General features: G+C 69.4%; 7 protein-coding genes. All 7 read left to right on the plus strand.

Annotated elements, in window-relative coordinates; all coding sequences use genetic code 11:
* Positions 1-6 precede the first annotated feature (6 nt).
* The 7 genes from ABZY89_RS21190 (at position 7) to ABZY89_RS21220 (ending at position 10,892) form a co-directional block, all read left to right on the plus strand.
* On the plus strand, positions 7-1,200 hold the full coding sequence (locus ABZY89_RS21190) for a glycosyl hydrolase (RefSeq protein ID WP_355230361.1): 1,194 nt from the start codon (positions 7-9) through the stop codon (positions 1,198-1,200).
* A 114-nt stretch (positions 1,201-1,314) separates the two neighbouring features.
* Complete coding sequence (locus ABZY89_RS21195; RefSeq protein WP_355230363.1) at positions 1,315-2,319, plus strand: LacI family DNA-binding transcriptional regulator; 1,005 nt, start codon at positions 1,315-1,317, stop codon at positions 2,317-2,319.
* An 83-nt stretch (positions 2,320-2,402) separates the two neighbouring features.
* The gene (locus ABZY89_RS21200) at positions 2,403-3,659 is read left to right on the plus strand and encodes an extracellular solute-binding protein (protein ID WP_355230364.1); all 1,257 of its coding nucleotides are present in this window, start codon (positions 2,403-2,405) and stop codon (positions 3,657-3,659) included.
* A 144-nt stretch (positions 3,660-3,803) separates the two neighbouring features.
* Positions 3,804-4,655 carry a sugar ABC transporter permease gene (locus ABZY89_RS21205; RefSeq protein WP_355230365.1) on the plus strand — a complete coding sequence of 284 codons (852 nt, stop codon included), beginning with the start codon at positions 3,804-3,806 and terminating at the stop codon, positions 4,653-4,655.
* Position 4,656: 1 nt separating this feature from the next.
* The gene (locus ABZY89_RS21210) at positions 4,657-5,502 is read left to right on the plus strand and encodes a carbohydrate ABC transporter permease (RefSeq protein ID WP_355230366.1); all 846 of its coding nucleotides are present in this window, start codon (positions 4,657-4,659) and stop codon (positions 5,500-5,502) included.
* A 12-nt stretch (positions 5,503-5,514) separates the two neighbouring features.
* Positions 5,515-7,233: a hypothetical protein gene (locus ABZY89_RS21215; protein WP_355230367.1), complete on the plus strand. Its 1,719-nt coding sequence runs from the start codon at positions 5,515-5,517 to the stop codon at positions 7,231-7,233.
* A 23-nt stretch (positions 7,234-7,256) separates the two neighbouring features.
* Positions 7,257-10,892 (plus strand): LamG-like jellyroll fold domain-containing protein, encoded by a 3,636-nt coding sequence (locus tag ABZY89_RS21220; RefSeq protein WP_355230369.1) that lies wholly within the window; start codon positions 7,257-7,259, stop codon positions 10,890-10,892.
* The last annotated feature ends 94 nt before the right edge of the window (positions 10,893-10,986 follow it).

The raw sequence follows: 10,986 nt of genomic DNA on the forward strand, positions 1-10,986 counted from the left end.
GCGCGAGTGCCAGCTCTCCCGACGCCCTCAGCCCCTGCCCCGTTGCGCTTCGGCGCCAACCACGTGCCCTCGTCCGGCTGGTTCTACTCCTGGCTCGACTTCGACGCCGACGAGATCGCCCGCGACTTCGACGACCTGGCCGGGCTCGGCCTCGACCACGTACGCATCTTCCCGGTCTGGCCCTGGATCCAGCCCAACCGCTCGCTGATCCGGTCTTCGGCAATCGATGACGTGCTCACCACCATCGACCTGGCCGCTGCCCGCGGGCTCGACGTCTGCGTCGACCTGATCCAGGGGCATCTGTCCAGCTTCGACTTCCTGCCCTCGTGGGTGCTCACCCACCACCAGCGATCGCTCTTCAGCCACCCGGAGGTGCGCGAGGGTCTGCGCACCTACGTCGACGCCCTCGCCGGGGCGGTCGCCACCCGGGACAACGTCTTCGCACTGACCCTCGGCAACGAGGTCAACAACCTGTGGCCGTCGAACCCGACGACCATCGCCGAGTCCCGCTCCTGGGCCCAGGAGCTCCTCGAGACCGCACGCAAGGCCGCCCCCGGCCTGCTCTGCCTCCACTCGCTCTTCGACGACGCCTTCTACGCACCTGACCACCCCTTCGGGCCCGCCGACGTCACCACGCTCGGCGACCTCAGCACCGTGCACTCCTGGGTCTTCAACGGCGTCGGCGCGATCGACGCGCCCCTGGGTCCGGCCACGCTCACGCATGCCGACTACCTGGTCGAGCTTGCCGCCGCGTACGCCGCCGAGCCCGGGCGCCCGGTCTGGCTCCAGGAGATCGGCGCTCCCCTGCCGGAGATCGGACCCGACAGCGTGCGCGAGTTCGTCACCGGCACCATCGACCACGTCGTCCAGAACCCGGCCCTGTACGGCATCACCTGGTGGTGCTCCCACGACCTGGACCGATCGCTGGTCGACTTCCCCGAGCGTGAGTACGACCTCGGTCTCTTCACCGTCGACCACCGCCGCAAGCCTGTCGCAGAGGCGCTGGCGGCCGCGATCGCCGACCACAGCGGCCCTCGCCCCACGCCCACGCCACGACAGCAGCTCGAGTGCCCCGTCGACCTGATCCGCGAGCCCGAGCGCCGCGCCGAGGTCGCCCCCGGCAGCGACTTCCACCGCGCCTGGGTCGCCGCCCGGGTGGACGGGCCGGTCGAGATCGTCCCGCCCACCCGCTCCCGCTAACCTCGGCCACCTTCCCCACGGTCGAGCCCTGTCGAGACCCTTGACACGACGCGTGATCCTGATCACACTCTAGTCAATTCCAGTGTCGAACCGGTTCGAAAGTCAGGTAGCGAGTTGGCCACCATCCAAGACGTAGCGCGGCACGCGGGCGTCTCGCGGAGCACCGTCTCCTACGCCCTCTCCGGCAAGCGCACGATCTCGACCGAGACGCGGGAGCGGATCGAGCAGGCCATCCGCGAGCTCGGCTTCACCCCGAACGCCGGCGCACGCGCACTGGCCACCTCGCAGACGATGGTGCTCGGACTGCTGCTGCAGTTCCACGAGGACGAGTTCGCGCCGGCGATGCTGCAGTACGTCCTGCCGATCTCCATGCGGGCCCGCGAGCTCGGCTACGACATCCTGATGGTGACCGACCCCGACGGCCCCTCCGCGATCCACCGGATCGCGGACTCCCGCATGGTCGACGGCATCGTCCTCCTCGACGTCACGGCCGAGGACCCGCGTCTCGAGGCGCTGAGGGCGGTCCGCAAGCCCGGGGTGCTGCTCGGCCTTGCCCGCGACACCGCCGGCCTGGACTTCGTCGACCTCGACTTCGGCGAGGCGGCCAGGATGCTCGTCGACCACCTGCACGAACGCGATCACCGCGAACTGATCCTGATCGCGCCGCCGCACCACGTGGTCGAGCGCGGTGGGACCTACGCCTGGCGGTTCCGCGACGCGGCCGTCGAGCGCGCGGCGCGACACGGGATCCAGATCCACTGCTATCACGGCGAGTCCCGCCAGCCCGCGATCGGCGAATCGGTCAACCGCATCCTCGATGCACACCCGACCGCGACCGGCCTGATCGTCCACAACGACGCGACGGTCGCCGCGCTGCCCTCGATCCTGAGCGAACGCGGGGTGCGGGTCCCCGAGGACCTCAGCGTGGTCAGCCTCTACTCGCGTGACTTCGGCGAGGAGTTCTCGCTCCCCTATACAGCCGTGGACTCGGCCGCGGACGAACTCGGACGCCAGGCGGTCTCCCGGCTGATCGGCCGGGTCACCGACCCGGTCGCGGCCGGACCGCCGATCGTCCGGTTCGTCACCCCGGTGCTCCGCGACCGCGGCAGCACCAACTGACCGCCGGGATCGTACGGAGCGCCTCGTCGCGCCCACTGTCGAACCGGTTCAACAACCCACGCAATGATGCGAGAGGACACGAGATGAACAGCACCCCCACCCAAGGCCGCCCCCACGGTCGTACGGTCGCCCTCCTCACCGCGGCCGCGCTGACCATGTCTCTGGCGGCGTGCGGCTCCTCGGAAGAGTCGGGCGAGGTCACCGAGATCGGGTTCTGGGACCCCTACCCGCAGTACGACGACAGCTCGGACTGGGCCAAGTACGTCAAGTCGTGCGCGCCGGAGGGCACCACCATCAAGCGCACCGCCGCCCCGAACACCGACCTGATCAACAACCTCACGACGGCCGTCCGCGAGGACAACGCACCCAACGTGGTGTTCCTCGACAACCCGGCGATGCCCGAGGCCTCCGCTTCCGGCCTGCTGGCCCCCATCGACGAGGTCGGCCTCGAGGCGACCGACGCCGATGACAACCTCGCCGGCCCGGGTACCGTGGACGGCGAGACGTACGGGGTCCCCGTCGGCGCCAACACCCTCGGCCTCTACTACAACGAGAAGATCCTCACCGACGCCGGCGTCGATCCGGCGAGCATCACCGACTGGGCGAGCCTGAACGCCGCGCTGGAGAAGGTGACCGGAGCCGGCCACAAGGGCATCACCTTCGCCGGCGTCCCCGGCGAGGAGGGCACCTTCCAGTTCCTACCGTGGTTCTGGGGATCCGGCGCCGACCTGTCCGACATCGGCTCGGCCGACGCCGTCGAGGCGGGCCAGCTCGTCTCGGACTGGATCGGCAAGGGGTACACCCCCAAGTCGGCCGTCACCGACAACCAGTCCGCGTCCTGGGATCTGTTCCTGACCGGCGACTACGCGTTCGCCGAGAACGGCTCGTGGTTCGCCCAGGCGGCGACCGAGCAGAAGTTCCCCATCAAGATGATGCCCATCCCGAGCCAGGACGGCGGCGCGGCTCCGGTACCGACCGGCGGCGAGTTCGGTGTGGTGCCGCTGCACAAGGAGAACAGCGACGCCCACTACGCGGCAGCCAAGGAAGTGCTCGACTGCCTGCTCGGCTCGAAGACGCAGGTCGAGACCGACAACATGCTCGGGTACTTCACCGCCACCGAGGCCACCCGCAAGCAGCAGATCGCCTCCACGGAGCACTACCAGCCGTGGGCGGACGCCATCTCCAGCGCCCAGGGCCGCACGACCGACCTCGGCACCGGCTACCTCCCGACCTCGGCTGCGCTGTCGAAGGCCGAGCAGGCCGCGCTCAACGCCGCCGGTGACGCCGATCAGGTCAAGGAAGCGTTCGAGACCGCGGCTCAGGAAGCCAAGGGCAACTGACCCGCGACCGGACCCTGGAGAACGGACGAAACAGTGACCAGGAATCCCACAGTCTCGACGCTGGAACGCCGGACGGCACCGGAGACGGTGCCAGCCTCGGCGCCCCCTCCCCGGCGCCGACACCACCACCGCCGCTGGGCAGGCGTGGCGTTCGTCGCTCCGCTGGTGACGTACCTCGTGGTCTTCTACGCCTATCCGCTGGCCGAGAACGTGTCGATGAGCCTGCACCGCTTCACCCGGGCGACGTACGTCACCGGCGAGGCGCCCTTCGCCGGGACCGACATCTACCGCGAGGTGCTCACCGCACCGCAGCTCTGGCCGATCGTGCAGCAGACCGCGATCTTCGTGGTCGGCTCGCTGGTCTTCCAGTACGTCATCGGGCTGGCGCTCGCGACGTACTTCCACCGCCACTTCCCGCTGTCGGTGCTCCTGCGTGGGCTCTTCCTGGTCCCGTGGCTGCTCCCGATCATCGTCTCGGCGACGACGTGGCAGTGGATGATGGACGCGGACTCGGGCATCGTCAACCGGTTCCTCGGAGCATTCGGCATCGACTCCGTCTGGTGGCTGAGCGCCGACAACTCGCTGTGGGCCGTGATGATCGCGAACATCTGGCTCGGGATCCCGTTCAACCTGGTCATCCTCTACTCCGGGCTGCAGAACATCTCGGCCGAGCTCTACGAGGCGGCCGCTCTCGACGGCGCCGGCCCGTGGCGCCGGTTCTGGTCCATCACGTTCCCGCTGCTGCGACCCGTCAGCGCGATCACCTTGCTGCTCGGCTTCGTCTACACCCTCAAGGTCGTCGACATCATCTGGATCATGACGGCCGGCGCCGGGTCGTCCCAGACGCTGGCGACCTGGGCGTACGGGATGGCCTTCGGGAAGGGCACCTCGGCAGTCATCGAGTACTCCCAGGCGTCCGTCGTCGGCACGATCCTGCTGCTCGTGGCCCTGCTCATGGGGCTGGTCTATGTCGCCGTCCAGCGCAAGGAGGCCTGACATGGACACCTCGACACGCACCACACGGACCACACGACCCGCCTCTGCCTGGGTGAAGACCGGCGTCGGCCTCGTCCTCACCGCGATGATGCTGTTCCCGCTCTACTGGATGATCAACGTCTCGCTGACCCAGCGCGACGCCATCCGCAGCGGCGGCCTGTTCCCCAAGGCGTTCACCCTCGACCACTACCAGGTGGTGCTCCAGGACCAGCTGCCCTATCTCGGCACGAGCCTGGTCATCGGCATCGGGACGGTCGCGCTCACGCTGCTCGTCTCGGCCCCGGCCGGCTACGCGCTGTCGTCGCTGTTCGTCCCGGGCCGGCGGGTGCTCAACTTCTGCCTCATCGTGGCGCAGATGGTCCCCGGCGTCGTGATGGCGCTGGGCTTCTACACCGTCTACACCGACCTCGGGATCCTCGACACCGTCCCCGGCCTGATCGTCGCCGACTCCACGATCGCGATCCCGTTCGGCGTGATGCTGTTCTCCGCATTCATGGCGGGCATCCCGCGGGACCTCCTCCACGCCGCGGCCATCGACGGCGCGAGCCACTGGAAGACCTTCACCCAGGTCGTCCTGCCGATCTCGCGCAACTCTGCGGTGACCGTCTCGCTGTTCGCCTTCCTGTGGGCGTGGTCCGACTTCATCTTCGCCTCCACCCTCAACCGCGAGGGCGGTGCGCTGCGCCCGATCACGATGGGGCTCTACGACTACATCGGCTCCCAGAACCAGGAGTGGGGCCCGCTGATGGCGACCGCCGTCGTCGCCTCGATCCCCACCGCCATCCTGCTCGTCGTCGCCCAGCGGTACGTCGCCGCCGGTGTGACGGCGGGCGCCGTCAAGGACTGAAGGACACCCCGCATGCCGCTGCACGACACCTCGACCGAGGCCGCCTTCGACGTCCGGGAGATCCCCTTCTCCCGGCGCGGCTCCTGGCTCGACCTCTCCCCCGTGGTCGCCCTGCACACCCGCACCGACACGATCCACCTCGTCTCCCATCGCAACGGGTTCCACGGCGTGCTCGCGCTGCGGCCGGAGCGCGACGGCCGGCCGGTCGAGACGACCTGGTCCGCGGACCCTGGGGTCCTGACCTGGGCGCGGGAGGACGGTCGAGTCGAGGCGGCCTTCGCCGGCACGGACGCCGTACGCCTCCGTGGCTCCGGCCTCGCGCTGCGGCTTCGCGATGCCGCTGCCGGACTCACCCCGTTCACCGGGACCTACCTGTTCACCGACCCGAGCGACGGCGCCGTCGTCTTCACCAGTTACGAGACCGGTCACCGCTACCGCGTCACCATGCTCCGCGGGGAGCACTCGGTCGAGGGCTCCGAGGCCCTCGGCGAGGCGACGAGGTCGATCCTGCTCGGAAGCGACGGCGGCGACTGGGAGGCCGAGGTACGCGAGGCGACCTCGCAGCAGACGGTGCCGGCGGAGGCAGCGACCTTCGATGAGGTCGTCGCGGACTCGGCAGAAGACTTCTCCAGCTACCTCGACGACCTCGCCCCGTGGCGTGACGAGCGCACCCCAGCGGCGGCGCTGGCGGCGTACGTCCTGTGGTCGGCGACGGTCGCCCCAGGCGGTCTGCTGGGCCGGGAGTCGGTGCTGATGTCCAAGCACTGGATGGACAAGCTGTGGAGCTGGGACCACTGCTTCAACGCGATGGCGCTCGCCCCCGGCCGTCCGGACGCCGCGCTCGACCAGTTCCTCGCGCCGTTCGACCACCAGGACGACCGCGGCGCACTGCCCGACTCGGTGACGCACACCGAGGTCCTCTACAACTACGTGAAGCCGCCGATCCACGGCTGGGCTCTGGGTCGGCTGCGCTCGACCTCGGCCCGGGCCTTCGACACCGACGAGCTCGAGCGCGTCCACGACGGCCTGGTCCGATGGAGCCGGTTCTGGATCGACTCCAGGCGACGGCCGGGTCACGACCTGCCCTACTACCAGCACGGCAACGACAGCGGGTGGGACAACTCCACCACGTTCGACCTCGACCGGGTCATCGAGTCGCCTGACCTCGCCGCATTCCTCGCGGTCCAGCTCGAGGTCCTCGCCGACCTCGCCGACGAGCTCGGCCACCCTTCGGCCGGCTGGCGCAAGGTCGGCGACGAGCTCGTCCGTACGCTGGTCGACCAGCTCTGGACGGGCACCGAGTTCGTCGCCGTGGGCGCGCTCTCGGGTCGCCGGAGCACCGGAACCAGCCTGCTGAACCTGCTGCCGCTGGTGCTCGGCGACCGGCTCCCGTCCGACATCCGTACGACGATGGCGGACCGGCTCGGCGATCACCTGACCGACTACGGACCTGCCACCGAGCCGGTCTCCTCGCCCCACTACCAGGACGACGGCTACTGGCGAGGCCCGATCTGGGCGCCGTCGACCGCGCTCATCGAGGACGGCCTGCGCCGAAGCGGGTTCACGGCCGTCGCCGACGTCGTCAGCGAGCGGTTCCGGGCGCTGTGCGAGAAGTCCGGCTTCGCTGAGAACTTCGACGCCCGCACCGGCGCGGGCCTGCGTGACCGCGCCTACACCTGGACCGCCGCCGTCTACCTCCTCTTCGCCGCCGATCACGTTCGGCGGTCATGACCCCACAACAGAAGGAGCTACCGATGAGATCACCCTTCACGTCCACACCACCCAGGACGGCCACCGCCGCCGCGGCAGCCGCGGTCGCCGCCGTTGCGCTGGCCGCACCCGGGGTGGTCCCACGCGCCGGTGCCGCCGAGGTCACCGTGCCCGACCCGGTCGTCCACTACGCCTTCGACGACGACCCGGCCACCGGGACGGTCGCCGACGACTCCGGCAACGGGCTCGACGGCACCTTGGTGAACGGCGGCACCGCCGCCGCCGTCCCCGGAGACGGCGGCGGCCAGGCGCTGCATCTGCCGGGCGGGCCGTCCTCGTCGGACGGCGCCTACGTCACTCTCCCCAAGGGCGTCCTCGAGGGACGCACCGACCTCACCGTCACCGCGCGGGTGAGCTGGGACGGAGGTGGCGGCTCCTGGCAGCGGATCCTCGACCTGGGCAAGGACACCAGTCGCTATCTGTTCCTCACGCCCTCGAACGGGTCGGTGCTGCGTACGGCGACCGTGGCGGGGACCGGCGCCGAGGCGACCAACTCGGGCTACGCCCCGCTCCCGGAGAAGTCCTGGCACACAATCGCCATCACCCTGGACACCGAGTCGGACCGGCTCACCACCTACCTCGACGGCGCAGCCGTCGCGGCCGCCACCACGAAGATCACCGCCTCCGACCTCGTCGAAGGCGCGTCCACGAGCGGGTTCCTCGGCAGGTCGATGTTCCCCGCCGACAACCTGTTCGGCGGCTCGCTCGACGACGTGACGATCTACGGGGCGGCACTCACCCCGGAGCAGCTCGTCCAGGCCACCGGCGCCACCCCTCCCACGATCGTCGAGCCGACAAAGACCTCCTTCGACGTCTACACCGACGTCGGCGAGGAGCCGGACCTGCCTGCCTCGGTGCGGGCCTCGTTCAGTGACGGCTACGACCGCGACGTACCGATCACCTGGGACGAGGTGGATCCGGCGAAGTACGCGGACCGCGGCAGGTTCACGGTGGCCGGCTCCGCCGCCGGGCGGGCGGTCTCGGCCGAGGTGACCGTTCGCTACGAGAATCAGGTCGACATCGACCTGGCCGAGCCCACCGGCGACGTCATGGGAGGCGCGTCCGGGACGCTCTACGGTGTCTACGGCAAGGACCTCCCCTCGAGCAACCTGATCGACGGGATCAACCTGCGTACGGTGTCGACCAAGGCCCAGGACGGCCCGCAGCACCCGGGCGCGGACGCCCTCGAGGTGCTCGAGCCGCTGGTGGACGGCTCCGGCGGCGACGTCTACATCTACATGACCGACATCTACCGCGGGTTCCCCTACCAGTGGCCGGGCGACACCCCGCAGGCCAAGCTGGACGACTTCAAGGCCAAGATCAGGACCCAGGTCGAGCAGGTCGAGGCACTGCCGGAGAAGTACCGCAGCCACGTCGTCTTCGTGCCGTTCAACGAGCCCGAGGGCAACATGTTCGGCACCGGCGAGTGGAGCTACAACAAGGTCAGCTGGCTCGACGACCCGCAGCACTACTTCAAAGCCTGGGACGAGGTCCACGCCCTCATCAGGAGCGAGCTCCCCGACGCCCGGATCGCCGGCCCGAACACGAGCATCCTCTATGACCAGGTGCAGGGCTTCATGAAGCACGCGCTCGCCAACGACACGATGCCGGACGTGATCACCTGGCACGAGCTGAGCAACCCGGCCTCGATCCGGACCAACGTGGCCAGGTTCCGCGGCTGGGAGGACACGATCTACCAGGGCACCCCGTACGCGGGGAAGCATCTGCCGATCAACATCAACGAGTACGCGTTCAACTACCACACCTCGGTCCCGGGTCAGATGATCCAGTGGGTCTCGGCGCTCGAGGACAGCAAGGTCGACGGCGACATCGCCTACTGGAACATCGATGGCAACCTGTCCGACTCCGCCGTCGAGGCCAACAAGGCCAACGGACAGTGGTGGCTGCTGAACGCCTACAGCCAGATGACGGGCCAGACGGTCAAGCTCACCCCGCCCCGCCCGAACGAGAGCTACACGCTGCAGGGCGTCGCGACCCTCGATCGCGATCGACGACGGGCAGAGGCGATCATCGGCGGTGCCGACGGGGAGTCGTACGTCGACCTCTCCGGCGTCGACCCCGCGACGTTCGGGTCGAGCGTGCACGTCGCCATCAAGGAGATCGGCTGGTCGGGTCAGCTCGGCGACAACACCGGGCCGGCCGAGGTCGCCGAGATGAAGATCCCGGTCAGTGACGGCGGTGTCGGCTTCTGGTTCGGCAAGGACGGCGTCCCCGCCCTCTCGGCGGAGTCCGCCTACCAGATCATCGTGACCCCCGGCGCCAACGCGACCGCGGAGGCCGCGCCGCCGCAGCAGTGGCGGGCGGCATACGAGGCCGAGGACGCCGCTCACTCGGGCTCGGGTTACACCCTCAACGGCCCCGAGGGCAGCCCGTCCAACCTGGGCGGCTTCTACACCTCCGGCTCCTACAACGTCGGCGGCATCCGCACCGACTCCGAGGTGAAGCTCGACTTCGCCGTCGACGTGCCGAAAGACGGGACCTACGACCTGAGCGTGTTCGCGAACTCTCTGAACACCTACAGCCTGGTCAAGGAACAGGGCGCGACCAACGCCTTCATCACGGTCGACGGCAAGCAGGAGCAGGAGATCCACCTGCCGCTCGGCTACAAATGGGTGGTGTGGGACCACGCCGACACCACGGTCGACCTGACCGCCGGGAGGCACACGATCTCGATCGCGGCCCGGAGCCTCGATGGCACCGAGCGCACTCGCGGCGACGCGCTCATCGACAAGATCGACCTCTCCCTGTCGAACCCGGCCGCCACGCAACGCACCTACGAGGGTGAGGACGCGACGCTCACCGACGGGGCACGTGCCGACTATTCGAAGACCGGGGTGTCCGGGTCCGGCGCCGCAGACCTCGCCCGGGGTACCGCGACGTTCTGGGTCTACTCCCCCGACGACGGCGAGCACCGCCTCCGGTTCGACACCCTCGGGTCCGGGCGCGTCCGGCTGGCGCTGAACGGACAGAACCTCGGGGTCGTCGCTCGGTCGGTGTCGCGTGATGTGTTCCTCTCCGGCGGCATCAACAAGATCACCCTGACCGCGGAGCAGGGCAGGCTGCTGATCGACCGGCTCCGTATCGGTCCGTCGGCGGGCGCGCTGAAGTCGGTGACCACCCAGGCCGAGGACGGGGCGCTCGAGGGCTCGGCGAAGGTCGCGTCCTACCCGCTCGCCGACGGCGGCAAGGCGGTCACCGGTGTCGGTGGCGACCCGGGCAACGGCAACGCGCTGACGCTGGCCACCACGGCACCTCGGGCCGGGACGTACGCGGTGACGGTGCGCTACTCCAACGGCGAGCAGTCACCCGCCTCGCACTACAACCCGGACCCGCTGGCCCGGCACGCCGACGTCAGCGTCAACGGTGACGAGGCCCGCCGGGTCTGGTTCCCGCACAGCTTCCACGACAACGGTTTCTGGACGTTGACGTTCTACGCAGAGCTGAAGGCAGGCGAGAACACGCTGTCCTTCCGCTCCGAGGAGCTGCCGGACTGGAACGGTGAGACCTACATCTCCGACCGCTATCCGGAGCTGGGCCTTCGGTCACCGTGGGCCCCGAACCTCGACCGGATGACGGTGACGCCGCTGGCCGCCGACTGAGTACGCCGCCTGCCGGATGAGCAGGCAGGCTCCCAGCAGCAGAATCGTCGAGGGCATCGAGAACCCGAACCGCCACGGGTCCTCGGCGAACCGG

Source organism: Nocardioides sp. NPDC006303, assembly GCF_040613175.1.
Classification (GTDB): Bacteria; Actinomycetota; Actinomycetes; order Propionibacteriales; family Nocardioidaceae; genus Nocardioides.